General features: G+C 52.8%; 13 protein-coding genes and 2 pseudogenes. 5 read left to right on the top strand and 10 right to left on the bottom strand.

Going from position 1 to position 17,808, the window contains the following annotated elements; genetic code table 11:
- Positions 1-193: 193 nt before the first annotated feature.
- Entirely contained in the window at positions 194-1,399 is a 1,206-nt protein-coding gene (locus VE954_RS15255; protein ID WP_324954218.1) for a trypsin-like serine protease, read from the top strand.
- 186 nt (positions 1,400-1,585) lie between these two features.
- Complete coding sequence (locus tag VE954_RS15250) at positions 1,586-4,399, top strand: 7TM diverse intracellular signaling domain-containing protein (protein ID WP_324954216.1); 2,814 nt, start codon at positions 1,586-1,588, stop codon at positions 4,397-4,399.
- 75 nt (positions 4,400-4,474) lie between these two features.
- Here VE954_RS15250 and VE954_RS15245 read toward each other — a convergent pair whose 3' ends face one another.
- Positions 4,475-5,095: a DUF4142 domain-containing protein gene (locus VE954_RS15245; protein WP_324954214.1), complete on the bottom strand. Its 621-nt coding sequence runs from the start codon at positions 5,093-5,095 to the stop codon at positions 4,475-4,477.
- Positions 5,096-5,372: 277 nt separating this feature from the next.
- On the opposite strand from VE954_RS15245, the gene VE954_RS15240 reads away from it, so the two are divergent.
- Positions 5,373-8,063, top strand: coding sequence for a 7TM diverse intracellular signaling domain-containing protein (locus tag VE954_RS15240; protein WP_324954212.1), 2,691 nt, complete (start codon positions 5,373-5,375; stop codon positions 8,061-8,063).
- On the opposite strand, the gene VE954_RS15235 is transcribed toward VE954_RS15240, so the two are convergent.
- From VE954_RS15235 to VE954_RS15210, 5 genes and pseudogenes are all read right to left on the bottom strand, one after another.
- Positions 8,060-10,303: a hypothetical protein gene (locus tag VE954_RS15235; protein WP_324954210.1), complete on the bottom strand. Its 2,244-nt coding sequence runs from the start codon at positions 10,301-10,303 to the stop codon at positions 8,060-8,062. The two genes, VE954_RS15240 and VE954_RS15235, sit on opposite strands and share 4 nt — an antisense overlap.
- A gap of 134 nt (positions 10,304-10,437) precedes the next feature.
- Positions 10,438-10,614, bottom strand: a pseudogene (locus VE954_RS15230) (SDR family NAD(P)-dependent oxidoreductase); the annotation flags it as partial.
- 144 nt (positions 10,615-10,758) lie between these two features.
- A pseudogene (locus VE954_RS15220) lies at positions 10,759-11,931 on the bottom strand (zinc-dependent alcohol dehydrogenase).
- The gene (locus tag VE954_RS15215; RefSeq protein WP_324954202.1) at positions 11,928-12,452 is read right to left on the bottom strand and encodes a hypothetical protein; all 525 of its coding nucleotides are present in this window, start codon (positions 12,450-12,452) and stop codon (positions 11,928-11,930) included. The pseudogene VE954_RS15220 and the gene VE954_RS15215 overlap by 4 nt, the downstream one beginning before the upstream one ends.
- 72 nt (positions 12,453-12,524) lie before the next feature.
- Positions 12,525-13,148 (bottom strand): hypothetical protein, encoded by a 624-nt coding sequence (locus VE954_RS15210; protein ID WP_324954200.1) that lies wholly within the window; start codon positions 13,146-13,148, stop codon positions 12,525-12,527.
- A gap of 95 nt (positions 13,149-13,243) precedes the next feature.
- On the opposite strand from VE954_RS15210, the gene VE954_RS15205 reads away from it, so the two are divergent.
- Both VE954_RS15205 and VE954_RS15200 read left to right on the top strand, forming a co-directional pair.
- Positions 13,244-14,080, top strand: a complete 837-nt coding sequence (locus VE954_RS15205) for a hypothetical protein (protein ID WP_324954199.1) — start codon at positions 13,244-13,246, stop codon at positions 14,078-14,080.
- Between the two features lie 136 nt (positions 14,081-14,216).
- Complete coding sequence (locus VE954_RS15200) at positions 14,217-14,699, top strand: hypothetical protein (RefSeq protein ID WP_324954197.1); 483 nt, start codon at positions 14,217-14,219, stop codon at positions 14,697-14,699.
- A gap of 7 nt (positions 14,700-14,706) precedes the next feature.
- Here the strand turns inward: VE954_RS15200 and VE954_RS15195 are convergent, their stop codons facing one another.
- From VE954_RS15195 to VE954_RS15180, 4 genes are all read right to left on the bottom strand, one after another.
- Entirely contained in the window at positions 14,707-15,144 is a 438-nt protein-coding gene (locus tag VE954_RS15195; RefSeq protein WP_324954195.1) for a hypothetical protein, read from the bottom strand.
- A 22-nt stretch (positions 15,145-15,166) separates the two neighbouring features.
- Positions 15,167-16,795 (bottom strand): PAS domain-containing sensor histidine kinase, encoded by a 1,629-nt coding sequence (locus VE954_RS15190; protein ID WP_324954193.1) that lies wholly within the window; start codon positions 16,793-16,795, stop codon positions 15,167-15,169.
- Positions 16,796-16,925: 130 nt separating this feature from the next.
- Positions 16,926-17,207, bottom strand: a complete 282-nt coding sequence (locus VE954_RS15185) for a hypothetical protein (RefSeq protein ID WP_324954192.1) — start codon at positions 17,205-17,207, stop codon at positions 16,926-16,928.
- A gap of 130 nt (positions 17,208-17,337) precedes the next feature.
- Positions 17,338-17,760 (bottom strand): DoxX family protein, encoded by a 423-nt coding sequence (locus tag VE954_RS15180; protein WP_324954190.1) that lies wholly within the window; start codon positions 17,758-17,760, stop codon positions 17,338-17,340.
- Positions 17,761-17,808: the final 48 nt, after the last annotated feature.

Raw genomic sequence — 17,808 nt, 5'->3', positions numbered from 1 at the left:
GCTCTGACTATAAGGCCAAGGGAAGAAGAATCGCAGCCCATCCTGTCGTGAGTTGATGAACTTTACAGACCGGAAAGAAAACCCCGGCTTCCCTGCGACCATGCCTTCCAAGGCTTCGGGCGCCCTGCATCCGTTGTGACGGCGGTGTGCATATTGCACAGGCAAAAATTGCAAGCTATCGAATGGAGGCACTATGAAAGTCGGATTGAAGCATTTGAAGGGCGCCGTGCTTATGGTGAGTATCGGCCTCGCCAGTTCCCACTGCAGTCGACCCGGTCCGGAAGATTCTGAACTTTTGATCCGCAACGGCGGTCAGGTTGCTGAAAACAGCACGGGACCCGAACGTGTGTCAACGGTTGGTCTTTCGATTGGTTGTACTGGTACCGTCATCGCGAGCAATCTTATCCTGACAGCTGCTCATTGTGTTTCGAACAAAGCCATGAGCGTGGTCTTTCGAACGAACATGTATCAACAAGGTACAGGCGTTGTGATTCCTGTGGAACGCAAGGTCTATCATGCCCAGTATAAACCCACAGGCAAATTCATTGTGCCTTATGATATTGCCATGCTGAAGTTAGCCTCGAATATCCCTGCCACGTATAAGCCGGTCAAGCTGCTGCCAGCCGGTCAGCCTTTGAAACCCGGTGAAGCCGTCGTGCAGGCCGGTTACGGTGAAACCATCCAGCGGGGTGGAGGCGCGTTTGGTCGCCTGCGTGCGGTGGCGAACACTTATTCCGGTCGAGGCTCGTTTGGTCGCGTGATCGTTTCCAATCAAAATTTGAAAGGAACCTGTGCCGGTGATTCGGGCGGTCCTGTCTTTGTGAAACGAGGCGCGGAATGGTATGTGGCCGGAGCCCTCTCGGGCGGAGCGGAATCCCAGCAGCATGGTTGCCTGGGCGGCGGGACTTATACGGGCGTGGCGGAATTTCAAGACTGGATCATACGAGCGGGCCAGAATTTGTCCGGTAAGACCAATCCCTTCCCTGCGGCGCCTGCTGCGGCTGCACCCATTGCCCCCAAGGTTTTGAACTTTGGTCCTTTCGGCAGTAACGAAAGCAAACTGCTGGCGACTCTTGAAAGCCAGGATGGAAAATTCGTGAACTTCACGATCACCATCGACACAGAAACCCATCCCCAGTGTGCTTTCGATCATGTCGCCATTCAGGATGCTGCGGGCAATACCCGTAAAATCTGCGGCAAAGGATCCTGGGTTGCGAAAAATTTCCTGACCCCCGTGAAAGTGATTTTTAACTCCGACCCTTATGAAAATTCGAACACGGTGAAGGTGAGCGCCATCAATTATTTTGATGTCATGGCCCAGGATGAACAATCAAGTTCGTCCGATGTGACGGAAGAAATTCCAGTTGAGTCGCCCGATGGATTCAAAGAAGAAAGCTGAAAATATCAGGGCCGCCCCTTACGGGGCACCTGGCTTCCCCTTACGGGGCACCCGGCCCCGCCGCACCTGCGGTTTCCTGTAGCCAAAGCACCTTTACCTAAAGGCCATTTTTAAAGGTTTTTGTAGATTTTAGTTCACTCTGAAACTGGATGTGTCGATAGATAAGACAGTGGAAAGGGTGATTTCATGTTGTGTAAAAAAACAATAACTACAGGGTTTTGGCTCCTGCTGAGTCTGCTCACGAGTCAGAATCTTGCAGCGATATCGAGTCCGCCTCTGGTTATTTCAGACGAAATGCTGAGACAGCAGGACCCTATCGGGAAATATGTAATCACGGCCTCGGATGACAAGGCAGAGATGACGCCAGCCGGGATCATGCGTGGTGATTTTGATGCCAGGTTTACTGCCCATGGCGACAAGAAAACCATCTCGTATGGATACAATCGTCGCTGGCCGCACTGGGGGTATTTCGCTGTCACGAATCCGGATTCCACAGCGAAGAAGCTCTACCTCGAAGCAGGTTACAGCGCCATCGACCAAGTCAGTTTTATGAAAGTCAGTCCTTCGGGTGAGGTGATCAGCCAGACCATACTGGGTGATAAGCTGCCATTCACCGACCGGCCGATTGCCTACCGCCATCCCATTTTCGAAATGCATCTGGACCCAGGCGTCAACTACTTTTTGGTAAAGGTTGATACCACCTCCGGGGTTGTATTTGACTTTACGCTTTACGATGAAACTCTGATCAAAAATGCCAAGCTGAAAGAACTGATCATCGTCGGTCTTTTGCTCGGCGGTATCCTGACCATTTTCCTTTATAACCTGTTCCTGTTCGTGACGACTCGCGACAGCAACTACGGTCTCTACATTATCTATGTGGCCAGTTACTTTTTCTTTGCCATGGCCTATTTCGGTATCCTGCCTTACATCATGTTTTCCACCTGGGCCGATGCTCCCCTCACAGGCTGGGACCTCTACCTCATGGTCGACGGCATTTCCGTTGGCTCGGGCTTGTTTGCCATCGGGTTTCTCAGTCTGAAGCGCGAATCGCCCTTCTTTTATCGCTTTGTCATGGTGCTGGTCGGTATCTGCGCATTGAATGCCCTTAGCAACCTTCTTTTCCTGCATGGGCGGTTTCACCAGCTGCTCAGCCTGTCGATTGCCATGTCGTTCTTTTCGGGAATCTGCCTGGTCGCCGTTGGTGTGCGGATGTGCATCAAAGGCTATGCCCCTGCGGTCTACTACACGATAGCCTGGTCCTTTGTGATCGTCGGCAACTGTATGGTGATTCTGTCCGGTGTTGGTATCCTGGAACGTAACTTCATTACGAACTGGAGCCAGCTGATCGGCGCCAATGTGGAAATGATTCTTCTGTCCTTTGCTCTGGGCGCCCGCATCAACCTGATCAAGAGCCAAAAGCTCAAAGCCGAGCGGCAGATGCTGAGAGACGCCGAAGAGAAAAAGCAGCTCCAGGCCTCGCTGATTGCAACTCAGGAAGACAATATCCGTACCCTCGACGGTAAAGTCCGGGAGCGCACCCGGGACATTCGTGAGATACTCGCGAATATCAATCAGGGTATTTTTACCTTTCGCGAGGATATGAAACTGGGTGCCGAGATCTCGGATCACCTTCTGAAGATGATCGGTCGGAGCAACCTTACGGGGCAAAATTTAAGCGAAGCCATTTTTTCGCATACCAATCTCTCAGCCAATCAGGTGTCCCAGGTGATCACATCCCTGGAATTCTCGTTCGGGCAGGATATTGATATGGGATGGGAAGCCAACAAATCCCGGCTGGTTCGCGAATTTCAGCTGCAGGATCAGGGCAGGACGCTCCATATCGAGGCGGAATGGGGTGCTATTACGAATGAAGACGGCGAAGTGGACAAAGTCCTGGTCGCCTTGCGGGATATCACCGAGCTGAAAGAGCTGCGTGCCAAGGCGCAACGCAATGAGCTTGAAACGGCCATGCTGCTCGAGATCCTGGCCAACGATATTGAAAAGACGCAGAAGTTTATCAGCCGCACCATTCATGCCTGGCGGGAAATCGATCCCAACCTGAAGCGCTTGGCTACGGAGAAGGATCTGGCCTATCCGATTCTTTTCCGGACCTATCATACCATCAAAGGTAATGCTCGTTCGCTGGGCTTCGCGCGTATTGCTGACAGCGTGCATGACGTGGAAAGCCTGCTGAAAGATGCCGGGACGGATCCACGCGGGGAAAAACTTGAAAAACTCGTGGCGGCTTCGAACGCGTGCCGTGAATTCGTCGAATCCTATGAAACCATCTTTAACGAAAAATTTTCCAAATTCTTCAACCAGAAATCGACCCCCAAAGGACGCCGTCTCGAAGAATTCTTTGCCGACCTCGTGGCGCCTTCGCTCGAGAAAGTCGCCAAGGATACCGGCAAACCCGTGCCTCAGGTTGTCATCAATAACCCGAATGGCTTCATGATCCTGAATGACGAAATCGAAGACATCGCCCAGAATATCTTCCATCACCTGATCCGCAATTCCGTTGACCATGGGCTTGAGAACGCTGAAGACCGGAAGCGGTTGGGTAAAAGACCGTTTGGCGAAATCACCATTGATGTCTCGATCGATTCCAACAAGAACGCCAGCGTCATCTTCCGCGATGACGGCCGAGGTCTGAACCTGTCGCGCGTTTATCAGGTCGGCCTGGAAAAAGGCATACTATCCGAGTCGGCGACCGTGGACGACATGGTCGAGGCCATCTTCCAGCTCGGCTTCTCAACCGCCCGGAAAACCACGCTCATCTCGGGTCGCGGCATCGGTATGGACGCCGTTCGGCACTACTGCCGATCGCTTGGCGGGAAGTTCCGGGTGGTTCTGGACCACGAAGTGGACGAGGTCATGTTGAAGCGCATCAAGTCCAAAACTGAGCATGACGTTCATGCGACCTTCTCGTTCCGATCCGAGTTCAATCTAAGGCTTCCCGTCGCTTCCCATGAACAAGCACCAACCGCGAAACTTGCATAACCATGCTTAAGCTGCAATATGCAGATGAAGACCGAAATCTTCATCTGCACGCAGCGTGTTTAGGATAAAAATCCGTTATTCAACTGGCATTGGTTGTGCAGGCTGAGTGGGTTGCGTAGGCTGAGTTGTGGCGGTTTGCAGCGCCTTGATATCATCCAGGTGCTTCTGGGTGATGGGGCGGAACTCAGCGATGGCGATTTTCAGACCTTCATCGGTGGTGACTTTCTCAACTTCTGTGTAAAGTTGCAGAGCTTGCTCATACTTTTTGACCAAAGCTTCGATGACAGCAGGGCGGAACTCGCCTTCTTGCTTTTGGGTCAGGGTTTGCAGTTCTTGCGCCATCTGCGATTCAATCATTTGCGCATTTTCAGACAGTTGCTCAGGAGCCAGGCTCACGCTCATGTTGGACGCCAGCTCTTCCAGCCTTCTGTTGAATTCAGTTATGTCTGTGGAGAGTTGATCGATGAACTTGACCATCGCCTCGTCAGGATTTCTTTCCCGCACGAGATCGATGATTTTGGATTCAGAGCTGACGCCCACATGGAGCACCTGAATCACTTCAGAGGGACTCGAAAAGTCGACTGTGGGCTGAGCTGGCTCCTGGACGGGAGTTTGGGGTTGAGTTTGGGCGGCATATGCGGACATGCCAAGGGTCGAAATCAAAAGGCCAGCGCAGATTTTTGTAAAAACAGACATAATGGGTCTCCTCAATGTTCATAAAAGTGATGTCGTTACCATTTAAACCTTTCCACCCTTTTAAAGGGATTCTTCTATAAAACATATCCGGGGTATCCCTCATCGCAGAGATTTTTAGAAAAAAATGTCTTCGTTTTCGACGTGTGGGAAATAGGATGTATTTGTATGCGGATAACGACAAATCTTTCCTTATGAGCATTTTCCATAGGATTCTTCAGACCTGCATGGAAAGCGCCGAACAGGAGAATTGGAATCGTATAATTCGAGATAATGCTTGATGACGCCAAGGCTTCCTTTCAACCTCTTCTTGATGTTCACCCTGCTGTGGCCAGCCCAGGCGTGGGGCCATGCGGCTCATTGCCCGCAGGTGGACAAGGGGCTGCAGTATAATCTGGTTGATCAAGAAGGTGTCCCCAATATCCCGCCCACGAACAAAGTCGAATGGAAAATCTTTCGCGGTCATTCTCTGGATCTTAATTTTACTTCGCAAACCCTGTGGGTAAAAATTCAATGGTTGTCGAAGGCTCCAGGCGAACAAAAATGCATTCTCGTCGTGGATTATCCTTTCCTGGATAAGATCACGTTGTATGAGTGGGATGACACGAATTGGGCTGCGTATCATTCCGGCGATAGGAGTCCCACGAGCGATGCCATCGCCTATGCCCGGCATCCTTCTTTTGTTTTTCAAAGTGCGCCTGGCCCCAATGTCATCTATTTAAAAGTTACAACCCGCGGCCTGCTGCGACTCCCCCTTGAGGTGTATGATTATGAGTCGGGTCATCAGTCGTTTGTCACAAAATCGATCATTTCAGCTGCATTGCTTGGGGCAATTTGCCTTATCATTGTCTACAGTCTTTCCCTGTTTTTGACCTCCCGAGAACCTAGCATTTTTTTCTATGCCATTTTACAAACCTTGGTGCTCTATAAAAACGCCTGCGATTTAGGGTTCACACGCCTGCTGTTTCCCGATTCATGGCTGTCGTTTCTGAATAATGAGCTTTATGTCTTTGATGGCTCGGCGACACCGCTGGCAGGCGTGATATTCAGCCTTTCCTTTTTGGAGCTCAGAAAGCGCAGTCGACGTTTGTATTACTGTGCTGTTGGTATTGGTGGGCTGTCTCTGCTGGGCATACTTTTGCTGCCGTTTTCCTATCGGGGCTCGGCAATGCTGGCGATCGTTTCCATCCTCCTTTGCAGTATTTTTCTCACCGTGGCCGGATTAGTCATGATGGCCAAGAACTACCGGCCTTCCCGCTTTTTCACACTCGGCTGGCTGGTCATGATCCTCGCGTCCGCGGTGTGGGCGCTGACCAACCTTGGGATTCTGCCTTACTCAGCGTTTTTTGAATGGGGAACGGCGATCGGTGGGGTGGTGGAAGCCTCACTCACGTCGCTGGCCTTGGGTGATAAGATGCGCGACAATATTCAGGGTGAAAAGCATAAAGTCAAAATGCTCAACCGAAGCCTGCGTGAGCTTAACCTGAATCTCGAACACGACGTGGAACAGAAAACGCGGCATATTCGTTCGATCATGGCGCATATCAAACAAGGCATTTTTACGATAGACAGCGACTATAAGATCGGTCGGGATTATTCAAGATTTTTGGAAACTGTTCTGGCCCGCCCGGGTTTGCAGGGATATTCGCTGATCACGGCCCTGCGTGCGATTGAGGCACCGGAGGCCTTTCTCGATCGAATTCAAAATATCCTCTTCATGATCTTCGATGAACCGGTTGTGGCCTTTGAATTGAATGAATCCCATCTGTTGGGTGATGTGGTCATGCGCGATGGCAAAGTTTTAGAGTTCGACTGGTATCCGATGCTCGGAACGGAAGGCCGGGTTGAAAAAATGCTGGTCTCGATCCGCGACGTGAGCGAGATCCGACGCTTAACGCTCGCATCCGAGTCGTACAGCGAGACCATGCATGTCGTGGCCGAAATCCTGGCGACCAAGGACTATGTTTTTGAGCGTTTTGTGGATGAAGCGGAAGCGCTGCTGGGGGACAGTCTCAACGCTCTTTTAATGCCTCTGAGCGAAGCCTTGAGCGCCATGCCGGTCCTGAAGATCAATGTGCATACGTTTAAAGGTATGGCGCATTCTGTTAACTTTTTGGCCATGATCCAGGCCGCCCACGAACTCGAACAGAGCCTGGTCGACTGGAATGGATCAGCGTCCCAGCAGTTGGCCTTACAGCATCAAACTCGATCCCTCCTGGAGCTGGTCAAGCATTATAAGGAGACGGCCCAAAATCAACTGGGTCGTCAACTGGATCATTCCGTCCTACAGGTTCCTATCAGGACCATTCATGAATGGCTTTACGCCAGGTCGCAGGCTGAAGTGTACGAGAACCTAGTGGCGATGAGCACGGAGTCGCTCCATGACATCATACAAGGACTTGGTCGTGACCTGAAGGCCCTGGCTCGGGTGTTGGGCAAGCCGAATCCGGATCTGGTGATCGAAGGGGATGATGAAAGGCTTGAGCTGCGCATGGCAGCCCGACTGCGGCATTCGCTCCTGCATGTGGTTCGCAATGCACTGGATCACGGGATTGAAACCGCAAGGGAGCGCCAGGAACAGAGCAAGAGTGCCAAGGGCCAGATCCGCTTCCAGATTCAACGCAATGCGGGTCGCATCACCTTGTGTGTCACCGATGATGGACGCGGCCTGAATCTCGAAAAAATTAGAGATCATGTGGGCCGCCCTGCAAGCGCAGGTCCGATGCCTGAGAGTCTGGAAACGATGGCTTCCTGGATCTTCCTGGACGGGGTATCGACGGCCCCTCAGGTTTCTCACATCTCAGGTCGTGGCGTGGGCATGAGCGCCGTCAAACACTTTGTGGAAGAAATGGGCGGTCAGGTCTCCATCCGTCTCGACCAGCCGCTTGCCAATGGCTGCTACCGCTTTTCCCTGATTATCACCCTCGAGGGTGAGGCGCTGCGGCAGCAGACCTGGTCCGTTGCCAGTTAAAGCGACGAGGCACGTTGCTCAGCGGCTTCCCACATTTGCAGATAGGCCTCGGCCGAACGCATCAGCGAAGGCACCGCGTCGGTACCCTGTCGCGCATCCAGTTGTCGGATCTCTTCAATCCATTCAGGCAGCAAACCGTAATGCGCCACCCCTTCGCGATCGAAATCAAAGCGACGGTTGCCGGTTTGCGGCGGCAGGAACTGGACTTTACCGTCAACCGATGGGAACGGGTAGGTGATGGTCACATCATCTTCGCCGCTGGCCTGGGATGAAACACCCTGAATATCGCTCCCGATGCCAACGCCGGACGAAGGGAAAAACTCGCCACGCTCCCGTTGATACTGCAGAATCGTTTGCACAATATCCCGGGGCCGACCGTTGGAAGCTGCCATCAATCCACCCAAACGGAACATGCGTTGCCGAATTTCGGGAAGATTTTCAATCCAGCCATGCGATGAAACAAAGCCCGGATACTGAAGGGTTTCAAGCGTGCCCAAGGTATCCAGCAGGGTCGGGTAACTCAAGTGATCGATTTCGAGGATCATGCCCTTTGCAGCCAGGCGTTGGATCAGATAGCGGCCGATATCCTGCAGTGGGCGTTTGTTACAAGCGGAACCATTGCCTTGGAATTCGGTATATTCGGGCAGAGGTTTCAGCTTATCGATGAACACCCAGCCCAGGAGTTTGGCGGCAATGCCACCTACGATAGGAACCTTGCTGACCGTATCCGTCAGGAAACTAAAGTCCTCTTCGATAAAGCTTTTCATGCTGCGAATGCCTTGGGTACCGACCACGCCGCTGGGGCATTTTTCGAGTTCCCAATAGTGTCCGCCGATGGGTTTAAACAGGAGTTTGGCCGGATTCAGGAGGTCACCCAGGTGCTCCACGTGACTGGTGCTGAGCTTGCTGGTCAGATGCATCCATGATCCACCGGTTCCGCCTGCGGGGCGCGTGCCACCGAAAGCGTTATCAAAGCGATGGATGGGGAATACCGAGCGAACGCCCATGTTATACAGCTCGTCGACTTTTTGATCGATGTAGGCTTCATTGCACTTGGATGAGGACTCCGTACAGTCGAAAAGAGTTCCGTATTCGCTGCCCAGGACGACCGCCAGCTTATTATTTTCGAGCACGGTCCGCGCTTCCCGAGCCGAGCCTACGATGCGGAACCAGCCTTTGCCGGGACCACCTTCCTGGGCATCGATATAGTCCTGAAGGTCACGGATATAACGAACCTGCATTTCTGTATCCGCATCGCTTTTGCAATCACCTTCGGCCTCCAAGGGGTGAATCACAGCCAGCAGCTGGCAAAACGTGGGATTGCCCGTGGTATTGGTCACCATTAAGCGAAGGCCGGAAAGATAAGCCCGTTCGATCCAGCGATAGTAAGCTTGGATATGGGTATTGGTCGTTCGATTGGGCCAGTAGGGGAAATCAGGATACCCCTGGACCGCATGGCCGGATCCATCTTTGGTTGATGTTTGACCTTCCAGAAGATCCCATTCGCCATTTTTTCCATGAAGCTTGGAACATTCACCCAGGGCTTCGGTAACTCCAAAAGGATGGAAAATTTGACCTGACATGGCCGTGGCACCCAGCGCTTTGGGAAAAGCCAGATGGGTATGATAATCCACAAAACCGAATACGCCTTCACTCGATGGCTCACGTTGATCAAAATCCGGGCTGACCTCAGCGTTCAATTCAGCTTCGGGAAAGGCCCGGCAGGCCGAAGCGTCGAGTTTCACAAATTCCAGGGCGACTTCCTCGGGCTTCAGAATATCGAGGGGCTGCAAAGCCAATGAGCCCTGACGCATGGTTAAGCGGGACTGACTCGCAGCAGCAATCATCGTATAAGCACCGGTGTATGTTTCACCTTCGTGAACCACTTCGAGTTGGCGAATGGTCCATTCGGCTTTTTCATCGGCGTGCCAGCGTCTTTGCAAGGCGCCGTGCTCCGCCCCCAGCAGCGCACCTTCCGCGTCTGACAAGAGAAAACGGCCGAGGCCTGTCGGCTTCAAAAAAAAGGCCGAGCCTGCCGATCGTTCTTCATCCGCCAATAAACGATAGCTGGATCGGCCGCTGGCGCCCAGCCTTTGTTCCGTCAAGGGTTTGCGAATGGCAAAACATCCCTGAGCCAGTTCATAAGCTGGAGGCCCTTCCTGGGCCGGTTGACAGCCACTGATCAATCCCCCGAATGCAAAAAAGAAAAGCCAAGGTCTGCGCTTTTGCATCACCAACATGTTGTGTCCACCTGCATTGAGTTTTTAAGAGATTCTTAAGGCTTGATAGCTGAAATGCAGGCTCGGGACAAGTGAGGGTTAGGCCTATGCAGAGGAGTCGCATATTTTTTCGGCCGCTCGCAACGTCACGCATTCATACCACGGAAGATTCCATCCAGCTCGTCGCGGTTGGCCCGACTGACCTTGCTACCCAGGTCCGTGTTCACGGTTGGGGGAATGATCTCAATCACTTCGACGGAAGTTTTCTGGAGCGTATGCCGCAGGGATAAGGTGAAGGAATGAAGGGCCGCCTTGGTCGCGCCGTAGACCGGCATGGACGAGGCGGCTGGCAAGACCTACACCAATCCCCGATCCGCCGCCTGTGATGAGTATGGTGTTGCCTTGAGTTTTCATCCTTATCCTCTGCGATGGGGTTCTGCGTTTTCGGTTCTTATACCATGCCGCCGTTTGACCTGTTAGGCCGGAACAAAGACTGATCTTACGCAGCCGTTTTCCTTCTTTTTGAACATCTCATAGCCTCTGGGCGCTTCCTCCAGCGAGAAGCGATGGGTGGCCAGATACGAGGGGTCGAGGGCTCCACGGGCTGTGTAATCGAGCAGACGTGGCAGATATTTTTGCCCGTGTTGCTGGGCCGTTCGAATGGTCAGGCCTTTGTTCATAATGGACCCGATGGGAAATTTATCCATAAGACCATAGATGCCCAGGATCGACAGCGTCCCGCCTTTACGGCAAGCCAGGATTGCTTCACGCAGGGCGTCACCGCGATCGGTTTCCAAATGAAGGGCCTACTTCACGCGATCATAGGCATAGCCTATACCTGTGCCATGGGCCTCCATACCCAATTCATCGATACAGGCATCGGGACCACGGCCTCCCGTCATGTCTTTGAGAGCCTCCACGACACTGTCGACTTCAGAGTAATCGATCGTTTCCGAACCAGCTTTTTCACTGGCCATCTGGAGGCGCTCGGGGAAACGGTCGATCGCAATCACGCGTTCGGCGCCGAGCAGTCTTGCGCTTTGCTGAGCCATCAGACCCACACCACCGCTGCCCCAGACGGCGACGGTGTCACCTGGCTTAATGGAACAGAAGTCAGCGCCCATAAAACCAGTGGGCACGGCATCCGAAAGAAAAATCACCTGCTCATCACGGAGGCCTTCGGGGACTTTGAAACAATCCTGATCAGCATGCGGCACGCGCACATATTGGGCATGGGCACCGGCATAACCACCAAACGCATGACTCGCGCCATAGGCTCCCGCAGTGTGATAACCCAGCATTGGTTCCTGCAGTTCGGCATTGGGATTGGTGTTGTCGCAGAGCGAAAAGAGATTGTGTTTACAGTACCAGCAGCCGCAGCAGCAAATAAAAGACGGCACAACCACGCGATCACCCACCTTCACTTTTTTCACGGCTGCTCCGGTTTCGACAATCTCTCCCATGAATTCATGGCCGAGGATATCGCCCTCACGCATGGTGGGAATATAACCATCAATAAAATGCAGATCCGACCCGCAGGTCGTCGACATGGTCACCCGCAGGATCACATCATGAGGGTTGACGATCGTGGGATCCGGTACGGTCTCGACGCGAAGGTCATTGACCCCATTCCAGCAAAGAGCTCTCATAGTCTGGCCTCCTCGGATGTGTGGCGGCGTTTGCGCGCGTCGGGATTGTGGGCAAGCGTCGGCATTTCGCCTGATTCAACAAGACTTTTAATATGACGCAAAACTTTGCTCACAGCGATCTCGGGGGCAGCGCTGAAGGTTTTCGCAACTTTAGCGGCGGCGTGCACGCCGGGATCGAGATGAACGCTCAAGCGAACTTCGGTGCCGAAGTCACCCGGCGCAGGCGTAAATTCCAGTCGAGCTTCCAATAAAGCGGAATCACCGCGCCAGGTGAGGACCTTGGCCGGAACGTCTTCCACCAATTCCGCATCGCCTTCGAGCAGGATTTTGCCGTGGTCTTTGGCAGGAATTTTCCAATGAAGATGCGAAGGGTCCTGAATGTTAATGTCGATGGCCGCTGCCACCGATTGGGCCAGGTGCGTGGGATCCTGGCAAAATTCATAAAGGGCGTCGGCGGAGGCCAGCACAGTCAATGTGCATGAAATGGATGCGGGCGAGTCATTGCGGTGTAGAAAAGGCATCGGAGTACCTCCTTTCCATGGCGTGCGATGCTCAGGAAAGAGGTTCAATTCCGGGTCCAGCGCGTGGGACTCTTAGCGCTTGGATGTTTGAGTCTTTTTCAGCACCCAATATTTCCAGCTGCGCGGATGCGGTTCAAAACTGAGAGTCAGCCGTTCGTCCTTGATGCAGTATGAGGCTTGAAAATCAGCAAAATTCAGCACATTGGATGATGCCGTATAGGTGACTTTATCCACCGATGGTTCATCTTCCACACGTGAATCACAGACACACAGGTCCTTTTCCAACGTGCAGCTCATCAGGGGCGGACGGGAAAGGGCCGCGCATCGTTCGGCCGGCAAACCAGCGTCGGGACGGACGGCCGCTGTGCACAGATCGGTTAATGTATAGCGGGCCACGAGGGCATCCTGGGTCTGGATATGCATGGTTTTTTTGGTGAAGCTGATCTGACCTGTTCCATCCCAGTGGCATTGAACCGTATTCCCAGCCCCTTGACAGGCGTCAATATTATCAAATGGGAATTCGCAGGGAATGGCTTCCGATGCGTCCGGGCATTGGGCTTCAAGGGACCAGGACCCCTGGAGGGAACCGCCACAAGCCTGGAAATTTTCCACCGGGCAGAAAGGTGGTAAAGGATCGGGACTTAGCGGGAGTCCCGTGACGAAAGCAAATGCGGCGAGGGAAATGGGCTTTTTCATGTATTTTCTCCTGAGGACCTTCGATACATTTTGTTTGTAGATTAGTCCAGGACGGAGTAAAGGAGCTGTCTTAATTTTATGAAGGACAGGTTCCCATGCGTCTTCGAATTTTCGTGCTGGCTGGCATCATTCTGGCTTCCCCTGCGGCCTTCAGTGCGGTTCACAATAAACCTGAGTCGTCGTCCGCAGAAAGGGATATCCATTCACTGCCTCTGAAGCCGGCCGAACTGTACCGCCTCAAGGCCAAGGTGCGCAAAGCTTTGCGGAACTCTCTTGGAATCGAAGCGCCCGTGTTCATCACGGCTCTGCATGATTTGGACGGTGTGACCTGGGTTGAAATTCCAGTGTCGGAAGGCAGCGTCCGCTTGCGCCTGGATCCCAACGCGGACGCGGACTTGATGGATGCGGTTTTTATAGTGCAGCCGTCTATCGTGGCAACGGAGCAGGCCGAATATTTCCAGGAGGTGTTGGCCAAACTCCATGCTCCAGGAAAAATTCTGGCCCTGGGTCAAGTCAAGAGCCAGGGTGATAGTGTTCGCCGCATGCAGCTGTGGGTCCAGCAGGGTGCTGATGAAAGTGCGCGGACAATGTTGCAGCTGGAACGTCGGGGCAGGGCCTGGTCGCTGGTGCCTTATCGCTATAATGAAGCTGCCTTTCGTGAACTTGCGGGACAGGTGGCGACCCAGGCTGCGCTTGATCTGACCACAAGTTTTGAACAGCCTTGGAATCGGCTTGGTGCGTTGGAAGTCACCCTAAAAAGTAACCAGCTGCAGCCCAAGACTTTTGATTTTGTTTCGTATGACGATTCTCCGATCGGCTTCGATATTCAAAACGAAAAGCAACTGAGCCTGCCGCCTTTGGTAAGTGATAACGTGCCTTATGTCACAATTAACCCGACCACCGGCGCCATCCGGGCTGAACTTTTCAACTGACATTGCATGCTGGCACACCTTGTCGGGTGTGCTGGTCCCGCCCGTATCAATCTTATATTTTTCAGAACCTTCATCCTCTATCGTAAGATCAGGCATATCCCATGCCGGTGTATCGCAGTTGATAAAGGATGGCGCTATGATCAAATCAATATCCCTGGCCTTGTTCCTCGCAGCCCCAGCCTCACTGAATATGGCCCACGCCGCGGTCAAGCCCACTGTGCATAAAGGTGTCATGGTTCTGGAAGCCAATCAAATTCAAGCTGAAGGCCAGGCTGATTATAGGATTGAATCGAGCGGGCGCCTTCTGGTCAAAGGTTATGCGGATGCGCCTGCGCTGCACATGAAAGGTTTGAAATTTGATCAAACCTATCATGTCGCGCCGGAAAACCTTTTGTCATCACAGTATCAAAAGGTCGGCAACACCATTGACTTCGATAAGGTGAAGCTGAAGGTGACGGCGGTCGATAAAAATCGGAAGCTGAGTACAGCCGGCGGCACCAACGCCAAGGGCGAGGTCACCTTCGTGTTCGATACATCGAAAAAGATGATCGATCTGCAGCGTATCTCGGTGACCAGCCGCACCATGCCGATTCCATTGAGTATGAAACGCGCCGGCTGATCCTCGCTCAGGTATTCGGCATGAATTTTTCCAGGCCCTCCATACGCTGCGCCTTTTCCTCGTCGGACATCGACTCCCATTGACGTTTAAGATTCTCAAGGTCGGCGGGAGGAATGTCCTGCATCATGCGGGCAATCTCAGCTCGCTGTTCTGGAGACATTTGCTGAAAGATCTGCGCCGCCGTCTGCTGCAGATCAAAGTCATTGAGGCCCGCGTTTTCGGTCAGCGCCTCTGTGAAAATCACCCGTTCCTCGGTGAGTTCAGTTTCAACGCCCTGCTCACGAAGGATGTCGCGTACTTTGTTGAAGGAAAATCCCCTTTGACTGGCAGACTGATACATCTTTTCCAGTGGGAATGAAACGGCCTTGTCGGGAAAACCATTTTTAGTCAGGTTGGTCAAGACGAGGCTTATGAAGTCATTGATGTTGGAATCATTACTGTCCATAACCAGCTCCTTGGGTGAGTGCTCAAGGCGTTTGTCGCCGGGGCAAGTCTAAAACGAAACAGGTATTCGGACAGGATGTGTCCAAAACTAAATGACCCTTATGAGCGTTGGCAATGGCGACTGATATACTGAGGCCAAGGCCAGTTCCATGCTCCAGGTCTTTGGTCGTGAAGAAAGGTTGCATGATCTGCTCGCGCAACGGTTCGGGTATACCTGAGCCGCTGTCCGTCACGTTCAGGGTGATGCGTTCCGCATGCGCTTTCACGCCGATGCGAATCCAGCGTTCCGTGAGCGATTGAAGGGCGTCGTAGCTATTGTTCAGAAGATTCAGAATAACTTGCGAAATCTGCACGGCGCGACATTCCAAAGTCAGATCCGGGGGCACGTCGTCGACTTCAAGTTGGATCCCGTTATTCAGGATTCTCTCGCGACACATTTCCAAAGTTTCCTGCAAAATGGTTTGAAGACTTGTATCCTGAAAGGGATCATTCTCACCATCACGTGCAATCGCCCGCAGGCCCTTAACGATTTTGGTAATCCTGAGGGCCCCCGACTTGATGGCCTGAGCCATTTTTTGGACGGATTCACCGTTCAGGTCGTCGCTTTTCACAAGATGTTCCAGCTTTTGCGCGTAACCCTGGATGACGGTCAAGGGGTTGTTGATTTCATGAGCCACGCCGCCGGCCATTTGTCCAAGCGCTGCCATCTTTGAGGATGAAACCAATTTCATCTGCTGCTGCAGGATAATATCCTGCGCCTGCTGACGCTCAATGGCAAAGCCCATCAAACGAGTGGCCACGTCGACCAGAGCGAAATCCCGCGACGTGGGCTGACGCAATTCACGCCAGCACATGCTTACGGTTCCCAGGACCGATCCATCCTTGCTGAGAACCGGGGTCGACCATGCGGACCTGATGCCGTAAGAAAGAATCCACTCTCGATAGTCACCCCAGCAATCGTCCTGCGTCACATCCAATGAGACGATCCGTTTACCGAAATACGCGGCGGCCCCGCATGAACCGGCTTCAGGACCAATGCGGGCGCCATCAACGGCGCGCACGAAACTCTCGGGCCAGCTGGGAGCGGCTCCCAATCGCAGACACCCTTCCTGATCGATCAGATAAATGGTGCTCAGGACGCCGTTGGCCTGCTCCTCAATCAATTGGACAATGCGGGCCAAAGTCTGATTCAAAGGTTGGATCCGGGCAATGCATTCCAGAACCTGACTCTGCTGGTGCAGGAGTCCTTCATTAAGCTTGCGCTCCGTAATGTCCTCGAAGATGCCAATGTAATGACTGAGGTCGCCTGTAGGGGCATAGACGGGCGTTAGAGCGGTACTGAGGGCAATGATTTGCCCATGTTTGTGGCGGATGAGGGCCTCATCCTTGATGTTCTGATAGGGGCGCTCTCGTAACCTTTGGGACCAGGACTGCGCATGCTCGCCATCGGATGGCATCAGTTCAAGAAGGCCAATTCTACAGAGTTCTTCCGTTTCGTAGCCGCAGATTTGTCCCAGCTTGGAATTGACGTGAAGAAATGAGCCATCGAGGGCGACCCAGCCTATGCCAATGTCAACTTTGTCATACAGAAACTGGGAGCTCACGCCGCCAAAAGGCAAATCGAAATGTAAATTTTGCAGTATTTTACTCATACCCCAGGCAACGTAGGAGTTCTCATTTGAATGGGATCTTAATCCTGGATTTGATTTTTGTCGCGGAAAACTGCGAAGGGGGCTTGAGGGCGCTGGATGGTCCAACGCCCCACAGCTGGGATGGTTTTCATTAGAATATCGATTGATCCCTTTGATCCGAACCAGCCACCTTCACCAATTTATTGTAGAGTCCAAGGATCAGCAAAGTGGGTGCCCACTGGCCTACAAAGTTACTGGTGTTTTTCTGGCCACGAACCTGCAGAACGGCGGATGCCGCTACGGATCCCAGCGCAAGCCACAGGAAGAGGTCAGACGGAAGCCGAGCCGTTTGCTCTTCGATGGCTTTCGCGACCGGACCTTCGGTGTGATCTTGTTCGTCAGTACCCATCAGATTTTTTTTAGCGAGTGACATGGTTTTTCCCTTTCCTCGATTGTTTCAAAAAACACAGGAAAGTCAGAGTGCAAATACATTGCCAAACAAATTCAAAGGCAGAACCCGATTTTTACTGATCGTAAATGACATGGGTTTGAACGCGCGAGGGTTAAGGTTCACGACGGAAGATCTTATCGTCCAACGCATAGCGGCCTGGTCCCGTCAGAATAAAAAGTAAGGCAATCACGCAATACACCGAGGCGAGTTCATAGGAACCGCTTGGTCCAATGAAGGGATCACCCTTGACACCAGCGTGAAAGTAAACCGCGACCGCCATGGTGATAGCAACCCCCAAGGATGCCAACGGCATGACAAGACCGAGCACCCATGCCAATCCGCCTCCAAATTCAGCCAGTGCCGCGAGACCCTGTAAAAACCCTGGGACGGGCGCATCCGGACCCATCCAGCCAAAGGGTGATTGTATCTTGCTCCAACCATGCATCATCATCGCAACTCCGACGAGGAGGCGAAGCAGAAGCAAACCCAAAGATGTGGGGTCGGGAAGAGTCAGCGGTCGAAAGATTGCCTTCATGAGCCTTGTCCTTTTCATGTCCTAAGTTACGTGTGTCTGCCCCCCTTA

It is taken from the genome of Oligoflexus sp., from assembly GCF_035638955.1.
In the GTDB taxonomy this organism is placed as follows: domain Bacteria; phylum Bdellovibrionota_B; class Oligoflexia; order Oligoflexales; family Oligoflexaceae; genus Oligoflexus.
The sequence above is the reverse complement of the archived record's forward strand: the minus strand, read 5'-3'. Positions and strand labels throughout refer to the sequence as shown.